Source organism: Granulicoccus phenolivorans DSM 17626 = NBRC 107789 = JCM 15570 (assembly GCF_000423085.1).
Classification (GTDB): Bacteria; Actinomycetota; Actinomycetes; order Propionibacteriales; family Propionibacteriaceae; genus Granulicoccus; species Granulicoccus phenolivorans.
Genome location: NZ_AUHH01000001.1, coordinates 261,087 through 277,336 on the forward strand (window position 1 = coordinate 261,087; position 16,250 = coordinate 277,336).

Annotated in this window: 15 protein-coding genes; 8 read left to right on the top strand and 7 right to left on the bottom strand. The window is 70.4% G+C overall.

Translation table 11 applies throughout. The features are described from left to right. Positions 1-25: 25 nt before the first annotated feature. The 5 genes from mfd to G531_RS19605 are packed head-to-tail and all read right to left on the bottom strand — an operon-like array spanning position 26 to position 6,739. Positions 26-3,586 carry a transcription-repair coupling factor gene (mfd, locus tag G531_RS0101360; protein WP_026925884.1) on the bottom strand — a complete coding sequence of 1,187 codons (3,561 nt, stop codon included), beginning with the start codon at positions 3,584-3,586 and terminating at the stop codon, positions 26-28. 51 nt (positions 3,587-3,637) lie between these two features. Next, on the bottom strand, positions 3,638-4,024 hold the full coding sequence (locus G531_RS0101365) for a hypothetical protein (protein WP_026925885.1): 387 nt from the start codon (positions 4,022-4,024) through the stop codon (positions 3,638-3,640). 36 nt (positions 4,025-4,060) lie between these two features. Then, positions 4,061-5,605: an ATP-dependent DNA ligase gene (locus tag G531_RS0101370; RefSeq protein ID WP_145978763.1), complete on the bottom strand. Its 1,545-nt coding sequence runs from the start codon at positions 5,603-5,605 to the stop codon at positions 4,061-4,063. Further along, entirely contained in the window at positions 5,602-6,174 is a 573-nt protein-coding gene (locus G531_RS19600) for a roadblock/LC7 domain-containing protein (RefSeq protein ID WP_051214867.1), read from the bottom strand. The genes G531_RS0101370 and G531_RS19600 overlap by 4 nt, the downstream gene beginning before the upstream one ends. Next, positions 6,164-6,739, bottom strand: coding sequence for a GTP-binding protein (locus G531_RS19605; protein ID WP_051214868.1), 576 nt, complete (start codon positions 6,737-6,739; stop codon positions 6,164-6,166). The genes G531_RS19600 and G531_RS19605 overlap by 11 nt, the downstream gene beginning before the upstream one ends. Before the next feature lie 178 nt (positions 6,740-6,917). On the opposite strand from G531_RS19605, the gene G531_RS0101385 reads away from it, so the two are divergent. Genes G531_RS0101385 through G531_RS19615 form a run of 4 tightly spaced genes read left to right on the top strand, consistent with a single transcriptional unit; the run spans position 6,918 to position 10,702 of the window. Beyond that, positions 6,918-7,961 carry a sulfate ABC transporter substrate-binding protein gene (locus G531_RS0101385; protein WP_026925887.1) on the top strand — a complete coding sequence of 348 codons (1,044 nt, stop codon included), beginning with the start codon at positions 6,918-6,920 and terminating at the stop codon, positions 7,959-7,961. Then, entirely contained in the window at positions 7,958-8,818 is an 861-nt protein-coding gene (gene cysT, locus G531_RS0101390) for a sulfate ABC transporter permease subunit CysT (protein ID WP_026925888.1), read from the top strand. The genes G531_RS0101385 and cysT overlap by 4 nt, the downstream gene beginning before the upstream one ends. After that, positions 8,808-9,671 (top strand): sulfate ABC transporter permease subunit, encoded by an 864-nt coding sequence (locus tag G531_RS19610; protein WP_245630532.1) that lies wholly within the window; start codon positions 8,808-8,810, stop codon positions 9,669-9,671. Before cysT ends, G531_RS19610 begins: the two co-directional genes overlap by 11 nt. Further along, positions 9,668-10,702, top strand: coding sequence for a sulfate/molybdate ABC transporter ATP-binding protein (locus G531_RS19615; RefSeq protein ID WP_081683720.1), 1,035 nt, complete (start codon positions 9,668-9,670; stop codon positions 10,700-10,702). Before G531_RS19610 ends, G531_RS19615 begins: the two co-directional genes overlap by 4 nt. On the opposite strand, the gene arsC is transcribed toward G531_RS19615, so the two are convergent. Next, positions 10,659-11,012 carry an arsenate reductase (glutaredoxin) gene (gene arsC, locus G531_RS0101405; RefSeq protein ID WP_026925889.1) on the bottom strand — a complete coding sequence of 118 codons (354 nt, stop codon included), beginning with the start codon at positions 11,010-11,012 and terminating at the stop codon, positions 10,659-10,661. The genes G531_RS19615 and arsC overlap by 44 nt on opposite strands. Positions 11,013-11,055: 43 nt before the next feature. On the opposite strand from arsC, the gene G531_RS0101410 reads away from it, so the two are divergent. Continuing rightward, complete coding sequence (locus G531_RS0101410; protein WP_162143131.1) at positions 11,056-11,568, top strand: DUF1707 SHOCT-like domain-containing protein; 513 nt, start codon at positions 11,056-11,058, stop codon at positions 11,566-11,568. A 35-nt stretch (positions 11,569-11,603) separates the two neighbouring features. On the opposite strand, the gene G531_RS24205 is transcribed toward G531_RS0101410, so the two are convergent. After that, a complete protein-coding gene (locus G531_RS24205) occupies positions 11,604-12,521 on the bottom strand; it encodes a helix-turn-helix domain-containing protein (RefSeq protein WP_051214869.1) in 918 nt (305 codons plus the stop codon). 34 nt (positions 12,522-12,555) lie between these two features. Between G531_RS24205 and G531_RS0101420 the strand changes: the two genes are divergently transcribed. The 3 genes from G531_RS0101420 to G531_RS0101430 all read left to right on the top strand — a co-directional run bounded on the left by G531_RS0101420 (position 12,556) and on the right by G531_RS0101430 (position 15,980). Continuing rightward, on the top strand, positions 12,556-13,152 hold the full coding sequence (locus tag G531_RS0101420) for a TIGR03086 family metal-binding protein (protein WP_026925891.1): 597 nt from the start codon (positions 12,556-12,558) through the stop codon (positions 13,150-13,152). 105 nt (positions 13,153-13,257) lie between these two features. Further along, positions 13,258-14,448: an MFS transporter gene (locus G531_RS0101425; RefSeq protein ID WP_026925892.1), complete on the top strand. Its 1,191-nt coding sequence runs from the start codon at positions 13,258-13,260 to the stop codon at positions 14,446-14,448. An 83-nt stretch (positions 14,449-14,531) separates the two neighbouring features. Beyond that, positions 14,532-15,980 (top strand): MmgE/PrpD family protein, encoded by a 1,449-nt coding sequence (locus tag G531_RS0101430; protein WP_026925893.1) that lies wholly within the window; start codon positions 14,532-14,534, stop codon positions 15,978-15,980. Positions 15,981-16,250: the final 270 nt, after the last annotated feature.

Consider the following 16,250-nt stretch of genomic DNA (forward strand, 5'->3'; position numbering starts at 1 on the left):
GCCCCGAAAGCGCCCCCACCGAGGACTACGCCGAAACCGCCACTACCGGCGCAAAGATCTGCGCCACCACCTCCCGGCACCAGCCCAGCAGTTCCCCGTCGACCGGCAGCGGACCCCCCACGTTCTTCGCCCGCGGCCGCGGAATCTGGATGAAGTTCGGCTTCACCACCGCCCCGGGGTACATCCGCGCCAACCGCAGCATCCGCGACTCGGGCAGGTCGTGCGGGCCGAACCGTACCCGGTCCCCCTGGGCCACCACCTCGGTGAGGCCGGCCGCCCGCGCCTCGATCCGGAACCGGGCCACATCCAGCAACAGATCCACCTCCGGCGGCGGCGGCCCGTAGCGGTCGACCAGTTCGGCCCGGGCCTCGGCGATGTCGGCCTCGCTGCGTACCTCGGCCAGGCGTTTGTACATCTCCAGCCGCAGCCGCTCGGACTCGACGTAGTCCACCGGCAACCGAGCCTCCACCGGCAGTTCGATCCGCATCTCGGGCTCCTCATCGGTGTCGGCGCCGTCGTTGCGGAAGGCGGTGACCGCATCCCCGACCAGCCGCAGGTACAGGTCGAAGCCGACATCGGCGATGTGCCCGGACTGCTGCCCGCCGAGCAGGTTGCCCGCCCCGCGGATCTCCAGGTCCTTCATCGCGATCTGCATGCCGGCCCCCAGGTCGGTGTGCGCGGCCATCGTGGCGAGCCGGTCGTGCGCGGTCTCGGTCAGCGGCTTGTCCGGCGGATAGAAGAAGTACGCGTACCCGCGCTCCCGGGACCGACCGACCCGTCCCCGCAACTGGTGCAACTGGGACAGCCCGAGGGTGTCGGCGCGCTCGATGATCAGGGTGTTCGCGGTGGACACGTCCAGACCGGCCTCGACGATGGTGGTGCACACCAGCACGTCGTACTCCCGATTGACGAAGTCGTTCATCACCTCTTCGAGGCGCTTCTCCCCCATCTGCCCGTGTGCGGTGACCACCCGGGCCTCCGGCACCAGTTCGGCCAACCGGGCCGCGGCCCGATCGATGTCGGAGACCCGGTTGTGGATGTAGAAGACCTGGCCCTCGCGCATCAGTTCCCGGCGGATCGCCGCGGTCACCTGCCCGGTGTCGTACGGGCCGGCGAAGGTCAGCACCGGATGCCGTTCCTCCGGCGGGGTCGCGATCGTGGACATCTCCCGGATCCCGGTGACCGCCATTTCGAGCGTACGCGGGATCGGAGTCGCCGACATGGCGAGCACATCGACGTTGAGCCGCAGCTTCTTCAACTGCTCCTTGTGCTCCACCCCGAAGCGCTGCTCCTCATCGATGATCACCAGCCCGAGGTCCTTGAACTGCACCTGGTCCGACAGCAGCCGGTGGGTGCCCACGACCACATCCACCTTCCCGGCGGCCAGGTCGTTGATCACCCGCTCGGACTCCTTGGCCGTCTGGAACCGCGACAGCTGCGCCACCCGGACCGGAAACCCGGCGTACCGGTCGGCAAAGGTCGAGGCGTGCTGCTGCACCAGGATGGTGGTCGGCACCAGCACCGCGACCTGCTTGCCGTCCTGGACCGCCTTGAACGCCGCGCGGACCGCGATCTCGGTCTTGCCGTAGCCGACGTCGCCGCAGACCAGCCGGTCCATCGGGACGATCTGCTCCATGTCGTGCTTGACCTCGGCGATCGTCGACAACTGGTCGGGGGTCTCCACGTAGTTGAACGCGTCCTCCAGTTCCCGCTGCCAGGGCGTGTCGGGGGCGAACGCATGCCCCTTGGAGGCCTGCCGGGCGGCGTACAGCTTGATCAGCTCGGCGGCGATCTCCTTGACCGCCTTCTTGGCCCGGGCCTTGCGCTTGTTCCAGTCCGCCCCGCCCATCTTGTCCAGCGTCGGCGCCTCCCCGCCCACATAGCGGGTGACCAGGTCGAGCTGGTCCATCGGGACGAACAGCCGGTCGCCGGGATGGCCGCGCTTGGACGGGGCGTACTCGATCACCAGGTACTCCCGGGTGGCGCCGCCGCCGGTGCGCTGGATCATCTCCACATAGCGCCCCACCCCGTGGTGTTCGTGGACGACGAAGTCGCCGGCGGTCAGCTCGAGCGGATTCACCTGGTTCTTGCGCCGGGCCGGCATCCGGCGCGCACTGCGGTCCACCGGGGCGCGCCCGGACAGGTCGCCGGCGGTGAAGACCGCCAACTTGGCCGAGTCGAGCCGGAAGCCGTGGGCGAGTTCGGCCATCGCGACGGTGACGATGTCGGCGCGCGGCACGGCCTTCAGCGCGGCGACGGCCTTGGTGCCGATCTCAGCCTCGGTGAGCAGTTCGACCAGGCGTTTCACCATGCCCTTGCCCTCGGCGACCATCACCACCCGCCAGCCGTCGGCCATTGCCGCCCGGATGTCGGTGACCACCTGGTCGGTGTTGCCGCGGAAGGAATCGATCGGGTGCGCGGCGATCGTCCGGGTCTCCACGGCGGTGACCCCCATCGGGTCCCCTTCGCCGGCCAGGACCTCGGCGGAGTCCGGGGCGACCGCGAACGGGGCGAAGGACCACCAGCCCAGCCCGCGGCTCATCGCGTGGAAACGCACATCGGCGTACTGGTGGAACGAGGACGCCCCGAGGTCGATCGGCGCCTTGCCGCCCCCGGCCGCCGCCGCCCAGGAGGCGTGCAGGAATTCCTCGCCGGTGGTGACCAGGTCCGCGGCGCGGGCCCGGACCAGTTCCGGATCGCAGACGGTGACCAGGGTGTCGGGGTCGAGCACGTCGACCAGCAGTTCCATCCCGTCGGCCAAGACCGAGCTGAGCGATTCCATCCCTTCCACCGCATGGCCCTCGGCGATCCGCTCCAGCATGTCGGCCAGCTCCGGATGCGCCTCGGCCAGCTCCAGCGCCCGCTCGCGGACCGCGTCGGTGAGCAACAGCTCCCGGCACGGGACGGCGGTCAGCTCCGGCAGGGTCAGGTCGGTGGAACGCTGATCGGCGACGGTGAAGTAGCGGATCTCCTCGACGGTGTCGCCGAAGAAGTCGATCCGGACCGGATGCTCGGCGGTCGGGGTGAACACGTCGACGATGCCACCGCGCACGGCGAACTCCCCGCGCCGCTCGACCAGGTCGACGCGGTGGTACGCCGCATTCACCAGGTCCCGGCTCAGCGCGTCGATGTCGTAGTCCTCCCCGGCCACCACCCGGACCGGGAGGATCTCGCCCAGCCCCCGCACCATCGGCTGCAGCACCGCGCGGATCGGCGCGACGACCACCCGGGGGGCCGGCGCGGCGTCGTTGCCGACGAGGCGCCGCAGCACGGTGAGCCGCCGGCCGACGGTGTCCGAGCGCGGGCTGAGCCGCTCGTGCGGCAAGGTCTCCCAGGCCGGGAAGTACGCCACCTGCTCCTCGCCCAGGATCGCGCCGAGGGCGGTGGTGAAGTTCTCCGCCTCCCGGTAGGTCGGACTGACCACCAGGATCGGCCGCTGGGCGGCCAACGCAGCGACCACGAAGGGCCGGATCGACGCGGTGGCGACCAGATTCAGCGACGTGGAGGTACGCAGGCGCGCGTCATCGCAGGCCTTTGCGATGACGGGGTCGGTCGAAGCAAGTTTCACCAGTCCCGAAAGGGTCACCGGACCAACCTACCGCCCCGAACAAATCGGCCCCAGCCGTGGCGGGGCCGATCAGCGCGCGTGACGTGCGTCGTCCATGCCCTTCAATGCCTTCGGAACCGCCACCCCGAGGAGGATCCCCAGGTTGGTCTTCGCCCCGTCCAGCAGCATGCCGCCGAGGAAGTCGTCGGCCTGCCGCAGGATGACCACCATCTTGCCGTCGGTCAGATCCAGCATGTAGAAGCGGTTCAGCGTCGGGAAGCCGGACTCCTTGAGGGTGTAGTCGAGGTCTCCGGTGACCTGGTTGAACAGTGCGGTCGCGGCGGGCTGGGAGTTGAATCCGGCCAGCGAGAGGCCGGATTCGCGGTCCCACAGGTCCATCGAGACCAGGGCGCCGCGGAGCTGACGCTCCTGTTCGGCGACGACCTTGTCCAGGATCGCGGTGTCAACATCGAGCATGGTTCCTCCAGCAGGGTGTGTGTTGTGGTCGGGTCTTCAGTCGGTGAAGTCGGCCAGGGCACGAACGGTCTGGATCGTATCGGCCTGGTCGGCGGTCTTGTCGTCGCGGTAGCGCAGCACGCGGGCGAAGCGCAGCGCGAGCCCGCCGGGATAGCGGGTGGAGCGTTGCAGGCCGTCGAAGGCGATTTCGACGACCTGTTCGGGGCGGACGGTCACGGTGTACTGGTCGCGGGCGACCGCGAGCTCGGTGAAGCGTTCGGTCTGCCAGGCCAGCATCTGGTCGGTCATCCCCTTGAAGGTCTTGCCGAGCATGACGAAACCGCCGGTCTCCGGGTCGCGGGCGCCGAGGTGGATGTTGGACAGCAGCCCCTGGCGTCGCCCGGAGCCCCACTCGACGGCAAGGACGACCAGGTCGAGGGTGTGCCGGGGCTTCACCTTGATCCAGTCCCCGCCGCGCCGACCGACCGCCCAGACGGCGTCGAGGCGTTTGATCACCACTCCCTCGTGGCCGGCCGCGACCGCGTCGGCGGCGAACGCACTCGCCTCGGCGACGTCGGCGGTGATCACATGCGGGATCAGTTGGGCCGGTGCCACGGTGTCGACCAGGGCGCCCCGGCGTACGCTGAGCGGCTCGTCGATCAGGGTCCGGCCGGCCAGCGCGAGCACGTCGAAGAAGTACGCCGTCAGCGGCGTCCGGGCCGATTCGGTGAGCGGATCGGCGCCGGCGGCGGTCCGTGACCCGGTGACCTGGAAGGCCTCCGGGCGGCCGTCGGGACGCAACGCGATCACCTCCCCGTCGAGCACCACCTCCGGGGCCTCAAGGTCGGCCACCAGGTCGGCGATCTCGGGCAGCCGGTCGGTGATGTCGGCCAGGCTGCGGGTGAACAGCCGGACCCCGAAGTCGCCCTTGTGGGCCTGGATCCGGATGCCGTCGATCTTGGTCTCCACACTGGCCGCGGCCCCGTCGAGGGTGGCGTACGCGGCGGCGACGTCGGGGGCCGACCCGGCCAGCATCGGGGCCAGCCCGCGGCCGACCTCCAGCCCGATCCGGGCAAGTCCGGCGGTCCCCTCGGCGGCGGCCACCGCGGCCACCGCGGGCAGGTCCCCGGCGAGCATCCAGGCGCGCTGCACCAGGGCCGGGTCGATGGCGTACGCGGCGGCGATCCCCTGGGCGATGAGCGAATCACCGGCCCCCTGCCGCATCTCGCCGAGCATCAGCCGGCGCAGGAATTCCTGCTCGGCGGCGGTGGCCCGCTCCAGCAACCGGGTCAGCGCCGCAGCCCGCCGGGCGGTCGAGGCGGCGCCGTGGATCGCGGCGATCTCGCTGATCCGGGCATCCACCTCAACCAGGGTCCAGGACGCGGTCGCCGCCGCGGGCGGCAGTTCGGCCAGACTGCGCCAGCCGACCCCGATCCGGCCCTGGGGCAGGTGACCGGCCAGGTACGCCGCCGCCAGTCGGGCATCGGCGGGCCCGGCGGCGGCGAACAACTCCGCGAAGGCGGCCACCTTGGCGTTGCGGGACCGGGTCGCGCTGACCGTGGCGGAGACGGCGACCACCTCGGTCAGCCCCAGGTCGGTCATGCCTGCTCGGCAGCCTGCTCCGACTGGGCCGGGCCGGGACGGCGGTGCTGCGGCGAACTTCCCGGCGGCGGGGTCGCGGGCTGTTCCAGGTCGAGCAGGTCGGCCACCTCCTTGGCACACCGCTGCGCGGCGACCAGCAGGGCCCCCAGGCTGACCCCCTCGGCGACCACGTGTACCAGGGCGTGCCCGATCATCGGTTGCTCCCGCCCCACCAGTACCGAGCGACGCTTGCCGTGTTCCATGGTGAGCACATCGATGGGTTCGGCCCCGCTGTGGCCGACCACCTCCCCGGAGGCCGACCCGAGCGCGAACAGCGAACTGCTCAGGGCGGCCATCCGGGCGACCTTGTCCTCGGCGATGTTCAGCGCGCACAGGTTGAACCCGTCGGAGGTGCACACCATTGCGCTGTGCAGGTTCGGCACCCGCCGGGCCAGTTCGTCCATCGCCGGCTTGAGCGTACGCCCGAGCACCATCGACCAGACGTGCCAGTCCTTGGCGATCGAGGGGTCCAACCCGGTGAGCTCCCAGGCCGGGTCGGCCGGGTCGGTCTGTGCACCCTCAACGATCACGGCGTACGCCTTCCTTTTCCAGATTGGTGCGGGCCGCATCGACCACCCGGGCCACGTGCAGCCGGCCCCGGGGATCGGCGGCCAGCAGCGGGATGTCGGCGAGATGGTTGTCCAGGATGGGTCGGTACTCGGCCAACTCGGGTCCGCCGCCCAGTTCGATCCGGGTCACCGCGACCACCACCCGGCTCAGCTCGGTTTCGAAGGAGAGCCGGGTCAGCCACTGATCGGCGTCGGTCAACCCGTCGCCACGGTTGCCGTACAGCCACAGCACGACCGCGGCATCGGCGACCAACGCGGTCCGTCGCATCGCACTGAACCGGGTCTGCCCCGGCGTACCGATCAGGGCATGCCGTCGCCCCTGCGGATCGGTCCATTCGCCGTAGTCGATGCCGACGGTGGTGGTCGGCTTCAGCGGAACCTGCCGGGACTGTTGCATCGAGGTACTGGACTCGGTGGTGAGCACAGGGACATCGGACAGCGTCCGCACGGCGGTCGTCTTGCCGACACCGTACGGGCCGACGAACACCACCTGGGTGATCACCGGGTGTCCGATCACAAGATCCACATTGACTCCCTCTGGTCGCCCCACACAATAACGGCCCGCGGCGCCGCGTGCCGCCACCCCCCGCGCGGGTTCCGGTTGCGGACGGAAGAAATCGTGATGTATAAACTTCCTCAATACTTCAAAAAGTATTCTCTATGGTCTTGAGCGTCCTCGCGGCGCCCCCACGAAGGGTCACCCCATGAAGCGCACTGTCCCCCGACGCGTTCTGCTGTCGCTGGCCGGCCTCACCGCGGCCTCGCTCACCCTGTCGGCCTGCGTCGGTGGAGCGGCCGGATCGACCGGCTCGGCGGGGGCCACCACCCTCCATCTGGTCGGGTTCGCGGTCCCCAAGGAGGCGAACAACGCGATCCAGGCCAAGTTCGCCCAGACCCCGGCGGGGCAGGGCACGGTCTGGCAGGAGTCCTACGGCGCCTCCGGCGATCAGAGCCGGGCGGTGGTCAACGGACTGGCGGCCGACTACGTCAACTTCTCCCTCGAGGGCGATGTCACCCGACTGGTCGATGCCGGCCTGGTCGACCCGAGCTGGAACACCGGCCCCACCAAGGGCATCGTCGCCGACTCGGTGGTCGTCCTGGTGGTCGCCAAGGGCAACCCGCACAACATCCGCGGTTGGGCCGATCTGATCCGGCCCGGGATCCGGATCATCACCCCCAACCCGGCCAGTTCGGGCTCGGCCCGCTGGAACATCCTGGCGGCCTACCAGCAGGTGATCAGCCAGGGCGGGACCGAAGCGCAGGCCGAGCAGTATCTGGCGTCGTTCTTCGGCAATGTCGTGGCGCTGCCCGGCAGCGGCCGCGATGCCTCCAATGCCTTCCTGCAGGGCACCGCCGACGTGCTCATCTCCTACGAGAACGAGGCCATCCTGGCCCGGCAGTCCGGCGAGGATTTCGAGTACATCGTGCCCGAGGACACCCTGCTGATCGAGAACCCGGGTGCGGTGACCAAGAACGCCAACCCCCGGGCGAGCGACTACCTCAACTTCGTACTCAGCTCCGAGGGCCAGGTCGAGTTCGCCCGCAAGGGCTTCCGCCCGGTGACCCCGGGGGTGCCGTTGCCCGAGGTCGCCGGCGCCAATGATCCGGCCGCCCCATTCCCGAAGCCGGCCCGGCTGTCCACGGTCAATGACAATCTCGGCGGCTGGTCGGCGGTCAACAAGAAGTTCTTCGCCGACTCCACCGGCCTGGTGCCGCGGATCCAGCAGCAGACGGGTCGGACCCGGTGAGCGGCGTACTCGCACCCGACCGGTCGCGGCCCGAGCCGGCCCCGGCGCCGCGGCGGCGCCCCCGCCGCACCACGCTCGACCGCCGGTCGGGGACCGGGCTCGGCCTGGCCCTGATCTGGTTCAGTCTGCTGGTGCTCATCCCGCTCACCGCAGTGCTGGTGAAGGCGTCCGAGGGCGGCTGGACCGCGTACTGGGCCGCGCTCAGCGACCCGCAGACCGCGGCGGCGATCGGTCTGACCATCGTGGCCGCTCTGGTGGTCACCGCGATCAACGTGGTGATGGGCACGCTGATTGCCTGGGTGCTGGTCCGCGACGACTTTCCTGGCCGCCGGGTCCTCGAGGTGGTCATCGACCTGCCCTTCGCGCTGCCCACCATCGTGGCCGGCCTGGTCCTGCTCAGTCTGTACGGTCCGCACTCCCCGCTGGGGATCAATGTGGCCAACACCCGGATCGCGGTCGGGCTGGCCTTCTTGTTCGTGACGCTGCCGTTCGTGGTGCGGACGGTCCAGCCGGTGCTGCTCGAGCTGGAGCCGGAGGTGGAGGAGGCGGCCGCCTCGCTGGGCGCCGGTCCGGTGACGGTGTTCCGGCGGATCGTGCTCCCCAGCCTGGCTCCGGCGATCGCCTCCGGCGCGGCCATGTCGTTCGCCCGGGGCCTGTCGGAGTTCGGCTCGCTGGTGCTGCTGTCGGGCAGCCTGCCGCTGCACACCGAGGTGGCCGCGGTACGCATCCTCGGCTACATCGAGGGCGACAACCTGCACGGCGCGGCGGCGGTTGCCTCGGTGCTGCTGCTGGTGGCCCTGGCCGTGATCGTGCTGCTCGACCTGTTCTCCCGGAAGGTGACCCACCGTGCCGACTGACCCCGTAGCAACTGACGCCCGGCCGACTCCGCGCCGATCCGGCGGTGGCCTGTTCCGCAATCTGCGCCGCGCCGTCGTGATCGTCTATCTGGGACTCCTGGTCATCTGGCCGGTGTCCCTGGTCGCGGTCAACGCGTTCGCCGGCGGCGTCGGACCGGTCCTGGCCGCCCTGCAGGATCCGGCGCTGATCTTCGCCTTCCAGCTCACCCTCGTGACCGCGTTCTGGTCGGTCGCGCTGAACACCGTGTTCGGGGTCGGCATCTCGCTGCTGCTGGTCCGGCACCGCTTCCCCGGCCGCCGGATTCTCTCCGCCCTGGTCGACCTGCCGCTGTCGGTCTCCCCCGTGGTGGTCGGCCTGGCGCTGCTGCTGGTCTACGGCGGCACCACCGGGTGGTTCGGTCCGGCCCTGCAGGCGGCCGGGTTCCAGGTCATCTATGCCCCGCCCGGACTCGTCCTGGCGACCACCTTCGTCTGCCTGCCGTTGGTGATCCGCGAGGTCACCCCGGTGCTGATCGAGACCGGCACCGATGCCGAGCAGGCCGCGGCCAGCCTCGGCGCCGGCCCCTGGCAGATCTTCACCCGGATCACCCTGCCCACCATCAAATGGGCCGTCGTCTACGGCGTCGTGCTGAGCTTCGCCCGCGCCCTCGGCGAGTACGGCGCGGTCAAGGTGGTCTCCGGCGGGGTCGCCTTCCGGACCCAGACCGCCACCCTGCTCGTCGAGGAGCGGTACCAGCAGTTCGGCGCCACCCATACCACCGCCTACACCGCAGCCCTGCTGCTCACCGTGATCGCCCTGGTGGCGCTCATCGTGGTGGCCGCGCTGCGCCCGTCCCAGGAGAAGCGATCATGAGCATCGAGATCCGTTCGGTATCGAAACATTTCGGCGACTTCACCGCCCTGTCCGACATCGACCTCACCATCCCCACCGGAGACCTGACCGCCCTGCTGGGCCCCAGCGGCGGCGGCAAATCCACCCTGCTGCGGATCATCGCCGGCCTGGAATCCGCCGACACCGGCACCGTGGCCATCGAAGGGGTGGACGCCACCGGCGTACCGGCCCGCAAGCGCGACGTGGGCTTCGTCTTCCAGCACTACGCCGCCTTCCGGCATCTCACGGTCGCGGAGAATGTCGCCTTCGGGCTCAGCATCCGCAAGCAGCCCCGCAAGGTGATCGCCGAGCGGGTCGAGGAGATGCTGGAACTGGTGCACCTGCAGCAGTTCGCCGACCGCCATCCGGCGCAGCTGTCCGGCGGCCAGCGCCAGCGGATGGCGCTGGCCCGGGCGCTGGCGATCCGCCCCCGGGTGCTGCTGCTGGACGAGCCGTTCGGCGCTCTGGACGCCAAGGTACGCAAGGAGTTGCGCGAGTGGCTGCGTCGGCTGCACGACGAGGTGCACGTCACCACCGTGTTCGTCACCCATGATCAGGAGGAGGCCCTGGAGGTCGCCCACCATCTGGTCCTGATCAACCAGGGGCGGATCGAGCAGGTCGGGACCTCCGACCAGCTGTACGACGAGCCCGCCACCAGCTTCGTGATGAGCTTCCTCGGCCCGGTCACCACCTTCGGGAACACCCTGGTGCGACCGCACGACCTGGGCATCGCCACCGCCCCCACCGGCCGGCCCGGCGAGGTGGGCGGCCGCGTCCTGCGGTACAACCGTGTCGGCTTCGAGGTCCAGATCGAGGTGGACCTGGCCGGTGCCGCCGCACCCGCGCTGGTCACCCTGACCCGGCGGGAGGCCGCCGAGGCCGGCCTGGCGGGGGCCGAGCAGGTGTGGGTGCACGCGGTGGCCGATGCGGTCCGGGTCCCGGTGCCGCACGCCGAGCCGGTGCCGGCGGTCAGCGCAGGAAGTCGGGAACTCGATCCTTCGGGCGTCCGATGATCGCCCGGTCGCCGCGGATCAGGATCGGTCGCTGCATCAGCCGGGGGTGGGCCACCAGCAGATCCACGATCTGATCCGACGTGGCGACGTCGGCGTCGCTCAGCCCGAGTTCCTTGAAGAAGGAGTCGTGGCGGACCAGATCCGCGACCGGATCCTCCAGCTTGCCGATCAGGTCGCGGAGCTGGTCGGCGGTCAGCGGGGTCTTCAGGTACTGCACCACCTCGACGTCGGTGCCGGCCGCCTCGGCCGCCGCGAGAGCAGCCTTCGAGGTCGTGCAGCGCGGGTTGTGCAGAATGGTCACGTCGGCCATCACGGCTCCTGCCTTCCTGGGTGTGGTGTGGAACACTGGAGTGGTGACTGTACCCGCCCGTCCGGAACCCCCGGGTGGGGATCGGTGGAGTTCCTTCTCCGGTGACCCCCGCACCCAGGGTCATCTCCGCGCCAGCGACGCCGATCGCGACACCGCCCACCATCTGATTGCCGAGGCGTACGCCGAGGGGCGGCTGTCCCACGAGGAGTTCGAGCTGCGCAACAATCAGTTGCTGCAGGTCCGCGAACTGGGCGCCCTGGTCCCCCTGCTCAGCGATCTGGTCCCCGACGCGCAACCGGCGGCCCGGCGGCCCCGCGGTCGGATCCCGGGCCCGGTCCGCTCCTGGCTCTCGGTCACCGTGGTGGTGAATGTGATCTGGTTGGTCACCGCGATCGCGTCGAGGGGCTTCTACTACTACTGGCCGATCTGGCCGATGCTGGGCATGTTCCTGGCCGTACTGGTGCCGTGGATGTTCGGGACCAAGAAGGACGAGCAGCCACCGTCGGACCGGGGACAACTGCCCGGGAACCTGCACCGCCCCGACGACCTGCGCTGATTCGGTCAGCGCTGAATCGGTCAGGGCTGAATCGGTCAGGGCCCGGGCATCGGCCGGGACCGCTGGGCCGCCGCGTACGCCGCCGGCGACATCCCCAGGGCCCGGACCACATCCCGGGTGAGATGGGCCTGGTCGGCGTACCCCAGATCGGCGGCGACCCGGCCCCACTCGACCCGCTCCCCCGACCGGGCCGCCTCGATCGCGTCGAGCACCCGGGCGCGCCGGATCACCCAGGTCGGACTGACCCCGGCACAGGCCTGGAAGGTTCGCTGCAGGGTACGCGGGCCCACCCCGGCCAGTGCGGCCAGCGTGTCGAGTCGGCGCACGCTGCGGTCGGTCTCGGCCAGCCGGGCGATCGTGGCGACCTCGCGGGCGCGGGCGATCCGGGCCGCCGGTTGGACCGCCAGCAGTCGCTCGAGTTCGGCGATCATCGCGTCGGCGAGGGCGCGCAGCCGGGCCCGGTCCGGGCGTACGCTCGGCGGAGCCAGCTCCAGCAGCCGATGCCCGGGCAGCACCTCGGCGGCGTCACAGACCCGGTCGGTCAGCGCGGCCACGTCCTCGGTGAAGGCGCCGAAGCCCCCGGTGGTCGTCTTGGCGGCGATGTTGTAGCCGGTCCGGGCCAGCATCCGGGTGGTCAGGTCGGTGCTCACCCCATTGACCACCGCCCGCAGCGGATACGGCCCGGGCGCCGGGGCCGGACCCGGGGGCGGCGGATTGCCGAGGCTGAGGTTCACCCCGGGCTGGGCGACCACGTCCTGGCGATGCCGGACGTCCACGGGCAGCGACCAGGACACCGACCAGATCCACTCCACGAGCCCGGCCAGCGGGCTGTCCGGCGGGATCGGGTAGCGCACCAGGTCGACGGTCCGCAGCATCCGGCCCGGGGACACGATGCCGCGGGTGTTCTCGGCGGGAGTCAGGCCGGGCGGCTCGGCGCTGTCGCCTTTGTTCAAGATCGGGTCACTCCCCTCGACTAGCGTCCCGGGTATGGATACCAGCACCACCCATCACACCACCCAGAGCCTGGCCCGGGTCGTCGCCGACCTCGCCGACGTCCTCGATGGCATCGGTCCCGAGCAGAGCACCGATCCCACCCCGTGCACCGAGTTCACCGTCGCCGAACTGCGCGGCCATGTGGTCGGCTGGCTGACCGCGTTCACCGACGGGTTCAGCGACCCGGCCGGCCGGTGCTCGGACGCCGCGGCGGTCAGCGTACGCGGCACCGGCGGCCCCCAGGTGCGTGAGCTCCTGCCCCGCCTGGTCGCCGGGCTCAACGACGGCGGCCTGGAGCGGGACATGTACATCGGCGAGGCCGGGCTGCCGGGCGAGTTGGCCGCGTCGATGACCCTGCTGGAGTACCAGATCCACGGCTGGGATCTGGCCGCCGCGACCGGACAGCCCTGGCAGCCCGAGGAGTCGGGGCTGTTGGCGAGCTTGGCCTTCGCCCCGCCGATGCTCACTCCGGACCAGGTGGGACCGGGCAAGTCGTTCGCACTGCCGGTCGAGGTCGCCGCCGACGCCCCGGCGCTGGATCGGCTGCTGGCGCTGACCGGTCGCGATCCGCAGTGGAGCCGCCCGCGCTAGCTTCTGCGCAACGAACCCCGTATCCTGCCCGAGGGTCGCCCACAGCTATACGGCAGGTGCTCCGAAATTTCGAATCAAGGAGCGATGTGGTGGCCGGGGTGCGCAATGACCAGCGATAGGGCCCGGCTGTGGACACGGTCCTACATCCTCGGCCTGGCCAGCACCGTGGCGATGGCGATGGTGTTCTTCCTGCTGCTCACCGTACTGGCGCCCTACACCGCCGAACGCTTCGGCGGATCCACCGCCGGCGGCGGGTTCGCCTCCAGCAGTTTCCTGCTCGGGACCGTGCTGGCCCGCCTGGTCTGCGGCAAGTACCTCGACTTCGTCGGCCGACGCCCGGCGCTGCTGATCTCCACCGCCCTGCAGATCGGGTGCTGTCTGGGATACCTCGGCGCCGACAGCTATGGGCTGCTGATCACCCTGCGGGTGCTGCACGGCTTCATGTTCGGGGTGGGCAACACCGCGTTGGTCGCGGGCATCCTGGGGGCGGTCCCGGAGGCCCGTCGGGCCGAGGGGACGGGCTTCTTCAGCGCCGCGATCCCGCTGGGGACCGCGCTGGGCCCGCTGCTGGGGGCCGAACTGCTGCGGCTGGGTGCCTTCACCCAGATGTTCTGGCTGTGTGCCGGCCTCGCGCTGGTGGCGCTGCTGCTGGCCCTGCCGGTCCGGCTGGCCGAGAGCCCGCCGACCCCGCAGATGCGGGCCGGGCTGCGTCGGTTTCGGGTGGCCGACTTCATCGACCGGGCTACGGTGCCGATCGGGTTGGTGATGACCCTGCTCGGGCTGGCGTACGCGGCGATCCTGTCGTTCGCGAACTCCTACGCGCTGGACCAGGGGTTCGCGGAGTCGATGACCACCTTCTTCGTGGTGTACGCCGCCGCGGTTCTGGTCGCCCGGCTGTCGATCGGGCGGATTCAGGACCTGTATCCGGACAACCTCGTGGTGATTCCGGCGATCGTGTGCTTCGCCGCCGGGTTGGCCGTCTTCGCCGCTCTGCCGAACACCACCGGGGTAATCCTCACTGCGATCCTGGTCGGCCTGGGTTACGGCGCGATCATGCCGGCGATGCAGATCATCGCGATCAACCGGTCCCCGCTGGAGCGGCTGTCCCAGGTGACCTCGACGTTCTTTCTGCTGCTGGAGATCGGCAACGGCCTGGGGCCGCTGCTGCTCGGCTTCCTGATTCCGGAGCTCGGTTTCCGCGGCATGTACGTGGCCCTGGCCGTGCTGGCGGTACTGACCATCTCCCTGTACTGGCTGGTGCACGGACGCTCGCTCGGCCGGGCACCCAAGCAGTAGACCCGTTGACTTAGCCGATATTTCGTCTAAATTTCGAAATGGCGGTGCAACGACGCACCGTCAGGTCGAAAGGACCCAGCATCGTGACCACCACGCAGGCGACGAACCCGCTGTCCACCGAGCCCACCCCCACCCCGGGACCGATGCTTCGGCCGCTGGCCGAGTGGGCGGTGCACCTGTCCTACGACGACATTCCGGCGGAGATCCTGGATCAGGCGCGGCTCAGCCTGCTCGACACCCTCGGCTGCATGCTGGCCGGCTCCCGCCAACCGCACAGCCGGCAGCTGCTGGCCGCCGAGCAGGCCATCCACACCGGCCAGGGCCGGGCCACCGTGGTGGCGGGCGGGGGTCGGATGCCGGTGCCCACCGCGGCGAAGGTGAACTCCGCGTACGCCAGCATCCTCGAGCTCGACGACAACACCGCCGGACATGCGTCCCTGGTCACCGTGCCGGTCGGCCTGGCCGTGGCCGAGGCGCAGCGGCGCTCGGGTCGGGACCTGCTGACCAGTATGGTCGCCGGTTATGAGGTGATCGGGCGGGTCCTCGACACCACCTTCGACACCCTGAAGCCCTACCGGGAGGCGGCCTTCATCCCGATCGTGGCCCCGAACGCGATCGGGTCCGCGGTCCAGAGCAGCCTGCTGCTCGGCTCCGACGCGGACCGGACCTTCGGCGCGATGAACGGGGCGCTGGCGCTGATGCCTTTCGCCCCGATGGTCAACGCCAAGGTCGGCAGTTCCCTGAAGCCGCTGCTGTTCAGCGGCTGGCACGTCTATGCCGGGACCTACGCCGCGATGTACGCCACCCACGACCTGACCGGCGCCGAGGACTCCTACGAGAGTGACTACGGCGGCTACCTGCACACCGTGGCCACCCACTGGCGCCCGGACACCCTGACCGCCGGGCTGGGACAGCAGTGGCACCTGCATCGGCCCAACCGCAAGCGCCACGCCTGCTGCGGCTACACCCATTCCAGCATCGACGGGATGTGGGAACTGCTCGCCCGCGAGGACCTGACCCCGGCCCAACTGTCCGGGATCCGGATCGACCTGGCCAAGGATGCCTACGGTCTGGTCGGCAGCCCCCGGCTGGGTGAGCTGACCCCGCGCGGGGCCCAGTTCGACCTGCCCTATGTGCTCACCGTGGCGCTGACCCAGGAGCGGCCGATCCTGCCGCAGGACACCGGGGCGCAGGCGCTGGAGCAGAATCTGGCCGATCCCGGATTCACCGCGGTCATGGAGCGGGTCCGGGTCCAGCTGGATCCGAGCATCAACAACACCACCTCCCGGTTCAGTTGCCGGTTGTCCTGCACCACCACCGATGGGCGGGAGATCACCAGTTGGGTCCAGGACGCCGTCGGTCGCGGGGAGCGTCAGTTCACCGAGAGTGACCTCATCGAGAAGTTCACCGCGCTGGTCGAGCCCGTCCTCGGCGCTGCCCGGACCGCCGAGTTGGCCGAGGCGAGTCTGCACGTGGACGCCCTCGACGATGTGGCCGTACTCACCGAGTTGTTGGGCGGCGCCGGCCGGTAGTACGGGGTCGGTTCACCTGCCGAGGAGGGTTGCGCGGGCCCTGGTACGGGTTCGCGGGTCGGCGTACGGGGTCGCGGGTCGGCGTACGGGGTCGCGGGTCGGCGTACGGGGTCGCGGGTCGGTGTACGAGTTCGCTGGCGCTCATCCGGCCCGCGGGTCCTGCAGGGCCCGCGCGACCGATTTGGGCCCGCGCGACCGAATTGGGCCCGCGCACTCCCGCCAGACCCCGCGCGGCCGAATTAGGCCCGCGCACTCCCGTCAGACCCCGCG

Coding starts and splice junctions, on each gene's coding strand:
- G531_RS0101365 (WP_026925885.1), bottom strand. CDS start 4,024: ATGCTCGATGTTGACACCGCGATCCTGGACAAGGTCGTCGCCGAACAG.
- G531_RS0101370 (WP_145978763.1), bottom strand. CDS start 5,605: ATGACCGACCTGGGGCTGACCGAGGTGGTCGCCGTCTCCGCCACGGTC.
- G531_RS0101385 (WP_026925887.1), top strand. CDS start 6,918: ATGAAGCGCACTGTCCCCCGACGCGTTCTGCTGTCGCTGGCCGGCCTC.
- G531_RS19615 (WP_081683720.1), top strand. CDS start 9,668: ATGAGCATCGAGATCCGTTCGGTATCGAAACATTTCGGCGACTTCACC.
- arsC (WP_026925889.1), bottom strand. CDS start 11,012: ATGGCCGACGTGACCATTCTGCACAACCCGCGCTGCACGACCTCGAAG.
- G531_RS0101420 (WP_026925891.1), top strand. CDS start 12,556: ATGGATACCAGCACCACCCATCACACCACCCAGAGCCTGGCCCGGGTC.
- G531_RS0101425 (WP_026925892.1), top strand. CDS start 13,258: ATGACCAGCGATAGGGCCCGGCTGTGGACACGGTCCTACATCCTCGGC.